Annotated in this window: 15 protein-coding genes and 1 tRNA gene; 8 read left to right on the plus strand and 8 right to left on the minus strand. The window is 64.3% G+C overall.

The genetic code is table 11. From position 1 onward, the window contains the following. Positions 1-2: 2 nt before the first annotated feature. Both NO362_RS10090 and NO362_RS10095 read left to right on the plus strand, forming a co-directional pair. Positions 3-2,522: a DNA methyltransferase family protein gene (locus NO362_RS10090; RefSeq protein WP_256545131.1), complete on the plus strand. Its 2,520-nt coding sequence runs from the start codon at positions 3-5 to the stop codon at positions 2,520-2,522. Between the two features lie 51 nt (positions 2,523-2,573). Beyond that, positions 2,574-2,647 (plus strand) — tRNA-Tyr (locus NO362_RS10095). 112 nt (positions 2,648-2,759) lie between these two features. On the opposite strand, the gene NO362_RS10100 is transcribed toward NO362_RS10095, so the two are convergent. The 4 genes from NO362_RS10100 to NO362_RS14555 form a co-directional block, all read right to left on the minus strand. Continuing rightward, a complete protein-coding gene (locus NO362_RS10100; protein ID WP_256545132.1) occupies positions 2,760-3,104 on the minus strand; it encodes a DUF8062 family protein in 345 nt (114 codons plus the stop codon). 71 nt (positions 3,105-3,175) lie between these two features. Next, on the minus strand, positions 3,176-3,388 hold the full coding sequence (locus NO362_RS10105) for a hypothetical protein (RefSeq protein ID WP_256289749.1): 213 nt from the start codon (positions 3,386-3,388) through the stop codon (positions 3,176-3,178). A 204-nt stretch (positions 3,389-3,592) separates the two neighbouring features. Next, positions 3,593-4,312 (minus strand): SDR family NAD(P)-dependent oxidoreductase, encoded by a 720-nt coding sequence (locus NO362_RS10110; RefSeq protein WP_256545133.1) that lies wholly within the window; start codon positions 4,310-4,312, stop codon positions 3,593-3,595. Between the two features lie 100 nt (positions 4,313-4,412). After that, positions 4,413-6,092, minus strand: coding sequence for a PGF-CTERM-anchored ABC transporter substrate-binding protein (locus tag NO362_RS14555; protein WP_343218081.1), 1,680 nt, complete (start codon positions 6,090-6,092; stop codon positions 4,413-4,415). A 25-nt stretch (positions 6,093-6,117) separates the two neighbouring features. Here NO362_RS14555 and NO362_RS10125 point away from each other — a divergent pair, with 25 nt between their 5' ends. Then, the gene (locus NO362_RS10125; protein WP_256546672.1) at positions 6,118-6,390 is read left to right on the plus strand and encodes a hypothetical protein; all 273 of its coding nucleotides are present in this window, start codon (positions 6,118-6,120) and stop codon (positions 6,388-6,390) included. Between the two features lie 334 nt (positions 6,391-6,724). On the opposite strand, the gene NO362_RS10130 is transcribed toward NO362_RS10125, so the two are convergent. Together NO362_RS10130 and NO362_RS10135 are read right to left on the minus strand one after the other, a co-directional pair. Then, positions 6,725-7,003 carry a DUF7344 domain-containing protein gene (locus NO362_RS10130; protein WP_256545134.1) on the minus strand — a complete coding sequence of 93 codons (279 nt, stop codon included), beginning with the start codon at positions 7,001-7,003 and terminating at the stop codon, positions 6,725-6,727. Positions 7,004-7,324: 321 nt separating this feature from the next. Continuing rightward, a complete protein-coding gene (locus NO362_RS10135; RefSeq protein ID WP_256545135.1) occupies positions 7,325-7,810 on the minus strand; it encodes a universal stress protein in 486 nt (161 codons plus the stop codon). A gap of 125 nt (positions 7,811-7,935) precedes the next feature. On the opposite strand from NO362_RS10135, the gene NO362_RS10140 reads away from it, so the two are divergent. The 4 genes from NO362_RS10140 (at position 7,936) to NO362_RS10155 (ending at position 10,041) form a co-directional block, all read left to right on the plus strand. Next, positions 7,936-8,427, plus strand: coding sequence for a type IV pilin domain-containing protein (locus NO362_RS10140; RefSeq protein ID WP_256545136.1), 492 nt, complete (start codon positions 7,936-7,938; stop codon positions 8,425-8,427). 104 nt (positions 8,428-8,531) lie between these two features. Further along, entirely contained in the window at positions 8,532-8,831 is a 300-nt protein-coding gene (locus NO362_RS10145) for a DUF7999 family protein (RefSeq protein WP_256545137.1), read from the plus strand. Between the two features lie 106 nt (positions 8,832-8,937). Further along, positions 8,938-9,342 carry an acyl-CoA thioesterase gene (locus NO362_RS10150; protein WP_256545138.1) on the plus strand — a complete coding sequence of 135 codons (405 nt, stop codon included), beginning with the start codon at positions 8,938-8,940 and terminating at the stop codon, positions 9,340-9,342. A 108-nt stretch (positions 9,343-9,450) separates the two neighbouring features. Continuing rightward, a complete protein-coding gene (locus NO362_RS10155; RefSeq protein WP_256545139.1) occupies positions 9,451-10,041 on the plus strand; it encodes an FAD-dependent oxidoreductase in 591 nt (196 codons plus the stop codon). 119 nt (positions 10,042-10,160) lie between these two features. Here the strand turns inward: NO362_RS10155 and NO362_RS10160 are convergent, their stop codons facing one another. Together NO362_RS10160 and NO362_RS10165 are read right to left on the minus strand one after the other, a co-directional pair. Then, complete coding sequence (locus NO362_RS10160; protein WP_256545140.1) at positions 10,161-12,707, minus strand: outer membrane protein assembly factor BamB family protein; 2,547 nt, start codon at positions 12,705-12,707, stop codon at positions 10,161-10,163. Positions 12,708-12,756: 49 nt separating this feature from the next. Beyond that, positions 12,757-13,236 (minus strand): SRPBCC family protein, encoded by a 480-nt coding sequence (locus NO362_RS10165; RefSeq protein ID WP_256545141.1) that lies wholly within the window; start codon positions 13,234-13,236, stop codon positions 12,757-12,759. Positions 13,237-13,445: 209 nt separating this feature from the next. Between NO362_RS10165 and NO362_RS10170 the strand changes: the two genes are divergently transcribed. Continuing rightward, entirely contained in the window at positions 13,446-13,943 is a 498-nt protein-coding gene (locus tag NO362_RS10170; protein WP_256545142.1) for an ester cyclase, read from the plus strand. Positions 13,944-14,018: the final 75 nt, after the last annotated feature.

Here is a 14,018-nt window from a genome sequence, read left to right on the forward strand (position 1 = left end):
CGATGGCCGACCAGCGCCGGGACGTCGACACCGCCGCGTGCGCGCGCCACCTGGCCGACAGCGAGCGCCTCGCTCGATACCGCTCACGACTTCAGGATTCGCTCTCGGATCCCCCGGTTGCCGACGCGTTCGAGGCGTGGCACCGGTACGTTCGAGAGCGACACGGCGACGTCTTCGCCACTCTCGCGGCCGCAGGCGGCGAACGATCCCCCGTCGACGGCGGCGGAACCACGGGCGGCGCCGACCGATCCACCGCCAATGTAGCCCGATCGGCCGCCGACGTCGCCCGCGACCTGTTCGTCGAAACGCTCGCGTTCGACTACCTCCTCACCGAGATCCTCGATGCGGTCGAACGAGAGTTCGAGTGCACGGTCACACGCTCGCTCGCCGCGGACGCCGCGATTCCGTTCACGCCGAATTTCGAGGCCGTGCACGAGTCGATTTCACCCCATCTCGACACCGGAACCGCGGACGCAGGATGCGACTTCGACACCCAGGCGTCTACCTTCGCCCGCGAGGCTTCGAGTCGGGACGTCGCACTCCTCCACCGTGAGTGCGTCTCGCCGCTCGCCCGTCGAGCGTTCGGCCGCTACGACACACCGCAGGGACTCGCCGCACTCGCCGTCGACTCTGCCTTCGACGCCGGATCCCCTCACGACGGGACGCAGACCCGAGATGAGACACCAACCCACCACGAGACACCAGCCTACGACGAGACACCAGCCCACCACGAGACGTCGATCGCTGCCGATCGACCACCTGCCGACCTCCCGCTCGTAGTGGACCCCGGCTGTGGCGCCGGTGCGTTTCTCGCTGCGACGGCGACCCGGTACGTCGACGCTCTCGCCGAGAACTCACTGAACGCCGACGGTAGTCACGGGACACCCATCCAGGCCATTTTCGATGCCGTCCGCGGCTTCGACGTTTCACCGACAGCCGTCCGTGCTTCGCGCTTGGCGCTGGTGCTCGCCGTGCGACCGTTGCTCGCCGCCGCCGACGGGTCGCCGACCGTCGCACCCCGGGTCGTTCTCGGCGATGCAGCCGACGCGACCGCAGATGACCCTCCGCTCGACGGTCGGCGCGCGGACGTCCTCCTCGCGAATCCGCCGTGGCTGACCTGGGATTCGCTTCCGGAGGGCGCGAAAGACCGGTGGCGAGCGGGACCGTTCGAAGAAGCCGGACTCGAACTGTTCGACCACACCGGCGCCGACGCCCGACTCGGATACGCGAACGACGACCTCTCCGTGCCATACGCATTGACGTGTCTCCACCAGCTCCTCCGTGATGGTGGTCGTGCTGCACTCGTCCTCAAACGGGATTTCCTCACCGGACCCGCTGGGGCACGTCTCCGTCGGCCGCAGGTGGGTCATCGATCGATCACGTACGATCGCGTCCACGACTTCGGCTCGTTGTCACCGTTCACCGACGTCGATGCGGGCACCGCGCTGTTTTCACTTCGTCTCTCACCCGACGACGGCAGATCACCGTTCCCGACTGACGAGGGTATTCCGACCTGTCGCTGGACGGATGCTCCGGCGACGACGTCGGCTCGCGACGTCGACCGCTCCGATGGAACGTCAGCGTTTGAGTCGCTGGCGCGGATGCGGGCCTCGTTCGACCGCGCGGAGACGCGTCTCGTACCCGCAGACCCCGAGGACCCGACGTCACCGTGGATCCGCGCCGACGCCGAACGAAGTGCACTCGGTTCGAGTCCGTATCGCATCCGTCACGGGGTGAAAGACGACGCAAAGGCGGTTTATGCCCTCGACCGGGCGACCATCGAGAAGCAGGAACTCGAATCCGAGCACGTCTTTCCGTATCTGAAATCGAAACACATCGTGAAGTACGGGCTGTTCGGCCACGACCTGCAACTCGTCCCCCAGCGACAGGCGGGCGAGGACAACGAACGCGAACTCAAGCAGGAAGCGCCGGCGACGTACGCGTACCTCGACGCGCACCGCGAACGGCTCACCGATCGCGGGTCGTCGTGGTTCGACGATGGGCCGTTCTACTCGCTCTTCGGGCTCGGCTCGTACACGTGGTCGACGTACAAAGTCGTCTGGTGCCGGCTCGGTTTCAAGCCGCACTTCACGGTCGTCTCCACAGTTTCCGACCCCCTCGTCGGTGAGAAGCCCGTGATACCCGGCGATCACTGTATGTTCGTCGGGACCGACGACGAAGACGAAGCGCACTACCTCTGTGCGCTCCTCAATTCGGCACCGTACCAGCGCTGTCTCCGTACCATCTCTTCGGGCGGGAAATCGAGTCTCTCGAAGTCGACGGTCGAACGCCTCGCGTTACCGGAGTGGCGAGCGCGTCCACGGCAGCGACAACTCGCGGAGCTCTCACAACGTGCCCACGCCATCGTTCCCGACCACGTCGATTGCTCGAAGCGCGCGTACAACCAGAAGACGATCCCCGAGCTGCAGGCCGTCCAGACCGACATCGACCGCGCGGCAGAACAGTTCCTGTCGGTTCTCGACGAACAGCCATCGCCCGAGAGAACGAACCGGACCGACTGACGGCGACGATGAGTAACCCTTAAGTCCAACAGCGGTGCTACGTTGAGGTGCCCGCCCTTAGCTCAGCCTGGTAGAGCAGCCGACTGTAGATCGGCTTGTCCCCCGTTCAATTCGGGGAGGGCGGACTTCCTTTCCTGCCGAATCGTAGCAGACATCTGAATTCGGTTGTTTACCCGATCTGCACTGATCGTCGAAGTCGCTCGGTTGCTGGACGGTGAGGACAAATACCTGAGACGCCTACTCCTCACCGATGCGTTCGGTCGGCCCCTCCTCGGTCGGCGACTGAAGCTCGACTGTATGACCGGTATGGCGGGCGTGGGTCTCCGCCCAGCGCCGCGCAGGCCGTTCTTCGAGGTAGCGGTCGCCATCGGGGCATTGCCGACAATCGACGACCCAGGGCGTCACGTCGTCGGGGAAGTGTCCGGTGTGGCGTTCGTGATCGAGCGCGAACTGTTCGACGGCTCGGTTCCCCGCGTATAGTTCGTCGAGTTCGTAGTGGAGGTCCCACTCGCGATTGCACCGTGAACACGAGACAGTCGGGACCCCGTCCTCGGGCGCGTCTAGGGCCGGTTCGTCGACCATACCACTCTGTTTCTCCCAATTCACTTCTGTTCTGCCTTTGTTGGCCCGGAGTCGATCGCGGTGGGATCCGTCTAAGGATCGATATGATGCACGGCCTCGGGAGACAGCAGTCGCCCGGTCGGTAAGGCGATCCAGCCGTTCGGAAGCAGCCGAATTCTGCCCTGGTGAAGAACCCGTTCCTGTTCGAAGTCTCCGTACACTGTCGCTTTCTCGTATTCGACGACCGATTCGGCGGTGAACTCCTCCGTCAGTTCGTCCCATATCGACGTGGTTGAAATGACCATATCCAACGGACGGTCCGTTCCCGTAATGTCCCTTGCTACAGCCCCTGCCGAAATCAGCTCTCGATGTCGAGCTTCGACTACGTCGAATCCGTGAACGGCCGTCTATGCCGTTCGGATCACGGCTCTCCGGTCTCGCTCGACTCGTACACTCGAATCCAGCCGTCACCTCGTATCTTCACGGGATCGTCGCGGTACCGGAACTGCTCACAGGAACTCGGTATTCTGCGGCCCGTTCGTGATGTGCACCTCGAACGGCATCGTATCTATGGCATCCTGTTCGACGAGATGCCAGTAGGTCTCGGCCATCTCGTCGGGATCGAGAAACGTGTCCTCGGAGCGATCGGGGAACCGCTCGCGGGCGTTCGGCCCGTCGATCTGGCCGTCGATGACGACGTGTGCGACGTGCACGCCTTCGGGTCCGAACTCCTGGGCGATGTCCATTGCCATCCCGCGCGCGGCGAACTTCGCGGCGGTGAAGCTGATCGTCCCGCCGAGGCTCCGAACGGCCGAAGTCGCCCCGGTGAAGATGACCGTTCCGCCACCTGAATCGAGCATATCACCCACTGCCTCTTTCGAGCAGACGAACGCCCCGCGGCCGCCTACCTCCCACGCCCCCTCGAACTCCTCGACGCTCGAATCCATCAGTCCCTTCCACGACGCGCCACTGGCGTGGTTGACGAGGACGTCGACGGACCCGAACTCCGCTCTGACTGTGTCGAACCCCTCTCGAATCGCCTCGACGTCCCGGAGGTCGGTCGGGACCGCGAGCCCCTCTCCCGGTTCGGGCAGGTCGGCAGCCAACTCCTCGATGAAGTCGGCCGTCCGGGCGAATAGCGCGACGCGACAGCCCTCGGCAGCGAACCGACGGGCGAGCGATTCGCCGAGCCCGGATCCGACGCCGGCGATGACAGCAGTACGTGTCATACCAGTATATAGTCTGGTCGCGTCAAAACGGTGGTGGCTACGCGGGGTGTCCAGTTGTGGCGCTGTGGCCGTCTTCGATCGATCCGAGACGTGTTACGGCTTACTCCGTTCGTCGGACAAGGAGTCCCGTGACCAGGGTGAGTGCGATGAGTCCGGCGGTATATCCGAATCCAGGTGTGTCGGCCGCAGTCGTCAGCACTCTTTCGGTAGATGTGGTCAGGGTAGACGTACTCGTGGCTGTCGTCGTGGGATCCGGTGTCGGAGAGTTCTGCTCCGAAGCAGCCTCTGAGGCCGCAATTGCGAACGTCGAGAATCCTGGCGTCTCAGCCCGGAACCGACCGTCGCCTAGCGCGGTGGTGTTTAGCCCCGTCCACGTTCCGTTGTGATACCGATAGACTGTGACCGATTCGGCGGAGGTGTTCTGCAGAGCAGTCTCGTTCACGCGGACGACGATCTCACCGCTCGTGATCTCTTCGTTCCCGGCCGTGTGGCTCACATTGAGGTAGCCGATCACCGGCCTCTCGGTCGTAGCTTCATCCGACGACTCCCGCTGGAGCGGTGCCTCGACGTTCGTCGCGTTGGCTTCCGAGAGGCCGATCGTCGTGTTGGTATCTGTGCCAAAGGACATATTGACGCGCTCGACGCCCCAACCGGACTTCCGCGTCTGGTTTTGCACACCGTTGGAACTTACTTCAACGGAGACCGTTTCGTTCGCGGAGATATCTCGTGCTGTGACGTTGACCATCTGGTTCGCCCTTGCCTCCGCCCGATCAACCGTAGCGTTCCCGGTTGTCTGCAATCGTGTTTGATTGCTCAGATCGACTGCTTGCGCGGAGGTATTTGCACCCGGAGCCCCCGGAGTCGCTGGACTCCGGGCTGTGGACCGGGTGTCACGTTCGTCAGAATCATCCGACCTATCTGCGTCGTCTGACTCGTCAGAGTCGTCCGAATCGGCGTTCGATTCTTCCGCCTCCGGATCCGAGTCACTGGGGTCCACACCGGTTTTGTACTCCTGGTATGCGTCCGGGTGGACCTGTTTCAGAATCACTTCTACGGCCTGTATGACCCGAGGCGCGGGTTGCTGTAGATAGTTCGTGTTTACGCTGATTATCTGGTCTTTTTTCACGGCAGTCGTCGAGTTGTACGCCGGATTTTTGGGAACGGAGACGCCTGACGGCGTGACGATCCAATCCGGGTTGATCTCGACGACAGTCTCGTCGTTGATCATCTGAAAGCCCGTGATGCCGGCTTCTGCGGCACCGTTCTCCAGACCGCCCGTCTCCATCACGCTCCCGATGAAGGTATTGGCGCCGGAGGTGTACCCGTAGAAGACGTTGAGCCCGACAGGTGTCGATTCGTCCGCGAGTGCCGCCTCGATATCCTCGATGGAACGTCGCATCTCGTCGGCCCGGGCGCGGCCAGCACTGCACTCGCCGACCAGACGTCCAGTGGTCTCGGTCTTGTTAACGACGAATTCGAGAGAGGTCCCTGTCCCGAACACGTATACGGGGATGTTTGCGTCGCGTATCTGCTGAATACGGTCGGGCGTGTACGCGTGCGTCGTGTTCGGCACGAGCACAAGGTCCGGTTCGGCGTCGATCACCTTCTCGACGCTCGGGCCCCCTGCGCCGGAGACGTTCGCTTTCTCGTCGGCCCCGTCGAGATAGGTCGCATACTGTGAGACGCCGACGACCCGGTCTTTGGCTCCGATTTCCCACATCGTCTGGGCGGCACTCGGGTTGAGCGTGACGACCCGCGTCGGCGGTTCTTCGATCGTCACGGTGTGGCTCGTGACGTCTGTCTCCGTGATCGGAAGATCACAGGTACTCTCACTCGGTGTCGGTGTTGGAGTCGGTGTTGGAGTCGGTGTTGGAGTCGGCGTCGGTGTAGGTGTTGGTGTCGGCGTTGGAGTCGGCGTCGGTGTAGGTGTTGGTGTCGGCGTTGGAGTCGGCGTCGGTGTAGGTGTTGGAGTCGGCGTTGGAGTCGGCGTTGGTGTAGGTGTTGGAGTCGGCGTTGGAGTCGGCGTCGGTGTCGGTGTTGGAGTCGGCGTCGGTGTTGAGGTATCCGTCGAGCTTTGATCGAAAACGACCGAATCTCCCACCGAAGATTGCGATTGTGCTGGATTCGCTGCAGTAGCGATCGGGCTGAGCAGAATCAACCCGACTAGTATCAGTAGACGGTATCGCATTGCACTGTGCTCAACGACGACGCAAAATGAACTTTTCTTATTGCAATCAGGATTGTATAACCGATCACTGACCAGCTGGTAGCGTGAGCGGACGGCTAAAACGGAACAGCGAACGCTGCGCTAACGTTTCCACAGGCCGGTACGTCGTCGACTACACGCGCGCGAACGAAGTCCCGACAGGAAAACCGTTCACGAGCGATCCAACCTCCCGTTCCGCTCGTCTCTCACTCGACGGCCGCCAGAAACTCGATTACCTCCGCAGCACGTTCACCGGACGTGATGCGTTCGGCGTCCGCGTCGAACTCGACGACGTCTTCGTCGGCGAGTTTCGGGAGGTGCGTGTGATACAGCGAGATGTACCGCCGCTCGCGACAGTGCGGGCCAACGTCATCGTCCTCGACGCCTTCTTCCCAGGCGACGAGCCGCGTCGCCAACTCCTGCAACGTCCACTCGGGGTCCTCCGCGAGCGCGTAGAGTACGTATCGCCGGCGTCGATCATCCAAAACTGAAAACACGGAATCGCGCTCGAGGACCGCGAGATCGATCGGGTTCTCGGACGACTCCGACCCAGTTTCCTGACTCGACCGACTCGCGCGTCCTGACGTCCCCCCATCCCGATTTCCGTTGTCAGTCACGACACTCGGTGTACAACGCGGCGATCCATAATTACTGTGGTCTCGCTAACACTTTCAGAGCACAACTGCGTCGGTGAAACACATCTCGATCAGGGCGGACTCACCGCCGGCCTACCGATGCCAGGGCCGCCTCTCGATCGTCGGGTATCCCGTCTCGATCTTCGTCTTCGGGCACCTCCTCCTATCGTCTCAACGATGAATCGTATCCTCCGCAGAGGGCAACATCCACTGGACGGTCTCAGCGGGTCGTTTGTAGACGACGGTCACGGGTTTGTCGACGATCCGAACGACTTTGTCCGCAGTACTCCCGAGCAACATCTCTTCGACCGCACCCAGTCCACGCGAGCCGATCACGACGATATCGATGTCGTTCTCGTCGACGTAGCGCTCTATCTCCTTGTGAGCCATCCCGGTTCGGACGGCAGTCACACAGTCGAGCCCCGCTTCCTCGGCCAACTGTGCTACCTCGTCGGTGATCGCTTCGCCGTGTTCGAGGTACTCCTCGCGTTTTTCGTCCTCGGCTTCGGTGATCGGAACGATCTTGGCCTCGAACTCGTCGACGACGTGCAGCGCGTGTACCGTCGCGTCCAGTTCGTTCGCCAGTCTGATCCCCTCCTCAACCGCGTTGCCCGCCTGTTCGCTCCCGTCCGTCGGAATGAGGATGTTGTCGTACATCTCACAGTAGTAATCAGATACCAAATGATTAAAAGTAATGTTCACACGTCTCGTGGGGGCTGGCTCGACAGAACCGTGGAGCGATCGCAGTAAGATACAATACGTCCGCGGAGAAGCGTTTCACAATGCGGTCCCGTCTTTCGTTGGACCGACGTGGCGTCTCCCCGGTTGTTGGCGCCGTCCTGATGCTCGCTATTCTTGCTGCGCTCGCCGTCATCCTCGGAACCCTCGCGATCGGGATCGACTCTCCCAACGACCCGTCGCCGCAGTACGGCTACGAGACGGATCACGTGGCTGACGGTTCCGGAAATACGGACGACCGGCCCTACGTGACTATCACCCTGACGCAGGGACGTATCGAACCCGGCGAAGATTTCTACGTCGTCGATAGCGATGGGAATCTGATTCGCTGGGACCAGGTCTGGACGACGTCGGGTCCGCTCACGGCCGGCGACTACGCACACATCGACGGCTACGGCAGCGATTCGGCACTGAATCCCGCGTGCGAAGGCGAGGTGTATCGGCTGGTTCACCGCCCCGACGACAGCCAGGGTTCAGTGCTTATCGAAGCCGAAATCACCACGCCGGCCGTCGGGAACGCGGCGAGTCACTGCTGATCGACGCCGCCCTCCCGTCGGCTACCGAAACTACGTAGCTTCTAGTAGCCAGTTGTATAGAAAATATAACAGTTTATCTGAGCGATGCCCGTTGGGACTATTCGATGCCTGCGGCCCAATCCCCCACCCACGTGGTCGTACGCCGCCCGATGAACGACCACGGCGCGATGACCGTCGAGGTGTGCGAGACGAACGAGACGCGACACCTCACCGAATACGCGTCCCCCGAACTCCGCCGGCGACTCGAAGCGCTCCCGTCCGGTACGACCGTCCCGCTGACGATGACCCGCGTCGGCGTTCGCTCGAACGTCTGGCGCGCGTTCGAACTCCCCGAGCGCCGCGCGACTGTTTCCCGGTCCGCAGATCCCGCCGAACTCGACGGACCGGTACGACCGATGCACTGACGCACCGGTGCGATTGGTGCACCGACGCGCCGAGGTCCCCCCGAGACCGATCCGAGTGCGCCGACCGACCGGGCATTTATCGTTCGCCGCCTCCGAGCGGTGTGGTATGTCCTCACCTCTCGAATACCCCTACGTAACGACGCACGAAGTCCGCTTCCGCGACCTTGACGCCGTCGGCCACGTCAACAACGTCGTGTACGCGACGTACTGCGAACAGTGCCGCGTGAAGTTCTTCGAGGAGATTCTCGGCGAAGGTCTGAGCGACCTCAGCATCGTGGTCGCCCATCTGGAAATGGACTATCGCACCCCGATTGACGACATCGGCGCCGTCGAAGTCGCGCTGGACGTCAGCGACGTGGGCCGTACCTCCTTCGAGACCACCTACGAACTCACCTTCGAGGGTGAGGTCGCGGCCACCGGCTCGTCGGTGCAGGTCGTCGTCGACCCGGAGACTGGCTCGGCGGCCCCGTTACCCGAGAAGTGGCGCGAACTGCTCCCGACGCCGTCCTAATCAGCGGGCCACGCCACACTTCGCCCCATCTTGCTGTCCCCGCCCGCGACGAGGTGCTCGCCACGCTAGCCCGAACACTCAACCGGGACGGGACTGTATTCAGTACTGATGACACGAGTAGCCATCGTGGGCGGCGGTCCCGCCGGCCTCTCGGCAGCCCTCTTCGCGGCGAAGAACGGTCTCGACGCGCTCGTCTTCGACACCGACGAGACGTGGATGCACAAGGCGCATCTGTTCAACTACCCCGGAATCGGCTCGCTCGACGGCGACGCGTATATGCAGACGGCGCGCCAGCAGGCCGACGATTTCGGGGCCGAACGCCACCAGGACGTCGAGGTCGACGACGTGGACGTGACAGACGACGGCTTCGTCGTCACCGCGGGCGACGACGACCACGAGGCCGACTACCTCGTGCTCGCGACCGGCGCGAACCGCGACCTCGCGGAGTCGCTCGGCTGTGACTTCGGCGACGACGGCACTGTCGCCGTCGACGTGACGATGGAGACGAGCGTGGAAGACGCCTACGCGACCGGCGGGATGATCCGCGCCGAGGAGTGGCAGGCCGTCATCTCAGCCGGCGACGGCGCCGCCGCCGCGCTGAACGTCCTCACCAAAGAGAAGGGCGAACACTACCACGACTTCGACACGCCCTCTACCGCCGAGGAAGTCTTCGGCGACTTACGCGACGACGACGCCTGATAGTGATTACTCTCACTGTGTACCGCCGAGCGCCACTCCCGGTGGCGATGGTCGGCGGTAAGAGACGAGAGTAATCATTATGAGACCGGGACGCTTCCCGCCGAACCCCTCGATCGAAGTCACCCGACGACGGCATACACGCGGCCCGTCTGGTCGGCGACGAACACCGCGCCGTGGCCGATCGCCGGCGGGGCGTCGACCCACTGTCCGACCGACAGCCGCCAGCGAACGTCGCCGGAGGCCCCCGCAAACGCCGAAACCGTCCCCGCGTGATCCCCCACGTAGACGGTTTCCCGCTCGTCGTCGCCTTCTCCACCCACGGCGGGTGTCCCGTGCACCGCTCCCTCGGCTGACGCACGCCACGCCACGGAGCCGTCGGTCCGTTCGAGCGCAACCACTTCCCCGACGCTCGTGCCGACGAACACGCGCTCGCTCGTCGTCGCTGTCCCCCCGTATATCTCGCCGTCGAGCGTCTGCTCCCAGCGGTCGTCGCCGTCGACGGTGTACGACGCCACGCGTCCGGACTCGCTGGCGACGACTACCGCGCCGTCAGCGACGGCGGGGCCAGACCGGACCGGCGCGTCTACCGAAACTTCCCACTGAACGCTCGCTTCAGCGAGGTTGCTGTCGCCGGTCCCGCCGATCCCGAGCGCGACGAGTCGGCCGGCCCGCGTCGCGACGAACACCCGGTCGCTCTGTACCGCGGGAGCACCGCTCACCACCGCCCCCAGATCTCGCCTGAGGCGTAGATCACCGTCACGTGCGTCGACGGCGGCGATCCCCTCTGCCGTTCCGACGTACGCGACGCCGTCGGCGTAGGTCAGCGGCGAGCGCGGATCGACGTCCAGTGAGGTGCCCCAGAGCTGCTCGGGTTGCGGAAAGTCGATGTGTGGCGTCCGCGTCGCCGTCGGTTCGTCTGGCCCCGGCGTCGCGGTCGGCGTCGGGGTGGGCTGAAGATCAGTCGTCGGCGAGTCGCCGTAGTCGATCGTCCGCACGCGGTTGAAAACGCCGTCTCCGCCGCCGCTGAGCAACGTCTCGCGCGACGAGCCTGGCTCGTCGCCGAGAAACACCGGTGTGAGGCTCGGCCCGCCGACGCTTCCGATGCGGGACAGTTCGATCCCGTCCGTCGCGAGGAGATCGTACGTGCCGCCGTCTCTGTTACCACCCGCCACCGTCCGCGGGCCGACCACCGGTCCTGACATCGTCTTCGGACGGAAGGGAAACTCCCACCGTCGGTCGCCCGTGGCAACGTCGAACGCGAGGACTGTGCCGTACTGATCGCCCGCGTACGCGACGCCGTCGGCGACCTGGACGTCGAATCGGACGGGCGCGTCCGTCTCACCGCGCCAGCGGACCTCGCCGTCGTCTCGTCCGACTGCGACGACGCCCGCGTTCGTTCCGAACAGGGCGACGCCAGAATCGAGGACGGGATTCGTCCCGGCGTCGATCGTCGAGCGCCACGACACGCTTCCGTCGTGCGTTAGTTTGACTGGCCCCTCCCCGAGGACCACGACGTACACGCCGTCGGCCGCGGCCGTCGGACCGCGAGTCACCCAGTCGCCAACCGTCTCGCGCCAGCGCGTCTCACCTGTCGTCGCGTCCACCGCATACACGTGACCCCGGTGCGTCCCGCAGTAGACGACGCCGTCGGGGTATCCCGGGGGCGCGGTCGGGTTGCCGTCGAGGGGCACCGCCCAGCGCCGATCACCCGTCTCGGTGTCGAGTGCGGCGAACACGCCGGCATCGTCGGACGCGGCGCTTTCGCTTCCTCCAGTCTCGTCGGTCCCCCACCGCCGCGCCGTGACGTAGGCGACGCCGTCGACGACGACTGGCGGGTACGAACGACTCGGGTCGCCCGCCTGCCAGCGCGTCTCGCCCGTCGCGAGATCGACCGCGACGACGCCGCCGGAGAACGTGCCGACGAACGCGTGCGACCCGACGACTGTCGGCGCGTAGAGGATTCCGCCGGGGAGGCCGATCGTCCGCTGTCGCTGTCCGGTTGCGGCGTCGAGCACGACGAGGCGTTCGCGTTCCGGGACGACGACGCGACCCGACTCGACGGCCGGCGGGAACTGCGCCGCGTCGACGGTGGCCGTCCAGCGTTCCTCGCCCGCGGCGTCGACGGCGGCGACGCGTCCGTCTTCGGCGACGACGTACGCGCCAGTGTGGTCTGCTGAACTGTCTGCTTCGCCACCCACGCCGACCGCCGCGCCGATCGTTCCGGCGCTCGCCGTGGTCCACCGGACGCTCGGCGAACTGAGTGGTCCGGTGCCGGCCGCGACGCCGGTGTTCGCCGCGTCAGCGCGGGCCTGCGGCCACGGCCCGATCACCGACGGTGCCGGACCGCGACCCGGAGATGTGTCCGTCGGCGACGACGCCGTCTCGGTGGCCGTGTCGCCCTCGGTTTCGGTTCCGGGCGTGCCGATGCCGCCGCACCCCGCGAGGGGGAGTCCCGCGCCGACGGCTGCGACGCTCGCGAGGACCCGGCGTCGAGTGGGCCGGCCGTCGGCCGCGTTGCTGTCTGCATCCGCGTTCCTGCCACTGCCCGCGTCCGCGTTACCATCCGCGGTGCTGTCGCCGTTTACGTCGCTCTCGCTCCGCTTTGGGGGACCGGTCTCGGGTCGGGCGGGGATATCCGACGCGTCAACAGGTGGAGGGCCTGACATACTGTCAACTGCCCGAGCGACCGATAAGTGCTTTCGGTGCGCGTCGCCCCTACTCGAGTAGTTCCTTCGTCTTCCGGTGTCGCGCTCGAAACATCGGCTCGAAGCCGACCACAGCCAGTGGCGAGGCGGTCCGACCGAGGCCACCACCCGGGAGTTCGTACTCGACCTGATCGTCGAGTATCGTCTCCTCGCCGTCGGCGATAAACCGGTGGGTGTGGACCCACTTCGCGAACGGGCCGCCGCGCATCTCGTCGCGGAACATCGCCCGCTCTTCGCCGGACTCGCGTTCGGTTATCACCGACGTCCAGCGCTGTCGCGGCCCGACGCCGAACGGTCGCATCGACATCTGGATCTCCGACCCTGTCTCCAGAATCTCGGGATCGCGGTCGCCGTCGGGACCGGTGACGGCCTCGACGTGGAGGTTCATCCACCCCGGCGTCAACGCTTCCAGTCCGGAGACGCGCGAGTGAAAGTCCCAGACCTCAGAGAGCGGTGCGGAAACGCGTGTCAGCCGCGAGTACGTCGCCATAGGGGAGAGAGGACCCGACGAGACAAAAGCGACGTGGGCGATTCGGCCGACGCTCGGTCGATAGATCTCTGTCGCCGGACGTTGGGAGATCCACTCTGTCGTGTCTGCTCTCCGTGCTCGCTGCACAATCCATATCTCGGTTTACATTTCAAAAAATGCTCACGAGGGATTATGACACAGTGTGACATACATTCGAACGTGAGTCGAGGATGACTCCGAATCGCACAGCAAACGAAACATTAGTCGAGGCGTACGTGGACGTTTGGAACGAACGGGACTACTCACAGATCCCAGACCTCGTGTCCGACTCGTTCGTCCTGTACGATCCGGCCGTCCCGGAGGACGTGGGCACGGGCCCGGTGGGCGAAGCGCGCGGCCCGACCGGGTTAGTGTCCTTTATGAACCGACTGGAGCGTGGCTTCCCCGACTTTCAGTTTGCCGTCGCCGACCTCGTCGCGACGGACGATCTCGTGATGGACGAAGTGACGTTCACGGGGACCCACGAAGGCGTGTTCAACGGGGTGCCGCCGACGTATCGGAGCGTCGAAATCCAGATGATGGCGAAGTTTCACATCGAGGAGGGCAAACTGCAGGAACACCACGTCTACTTCGACCAACGGGAGTGTATGGACCAACTGGGGCTCACCTTCCCGACGGTCATCGCGCAACTGCCCACGCTCGTGCGTGGGAAAGTCAGCCTGCTGTGAGCGGTCTATCTGCCGTGAGGGGGCGAAGTGAGGAGCGCGGTCTGGACCGCTCCTCGATTTATCCCCATAGAACGG

It is taken from the genome of Halobellus inordinatus (genome assembly GCF_024498335.1).
Classification (GTDB): domain Archaea; phylum Halobacteriota; class Halobacteria; order Halobacteriales; family Haloferacaceae; genus Haloquadratum; species Haloquadratum inordinatus.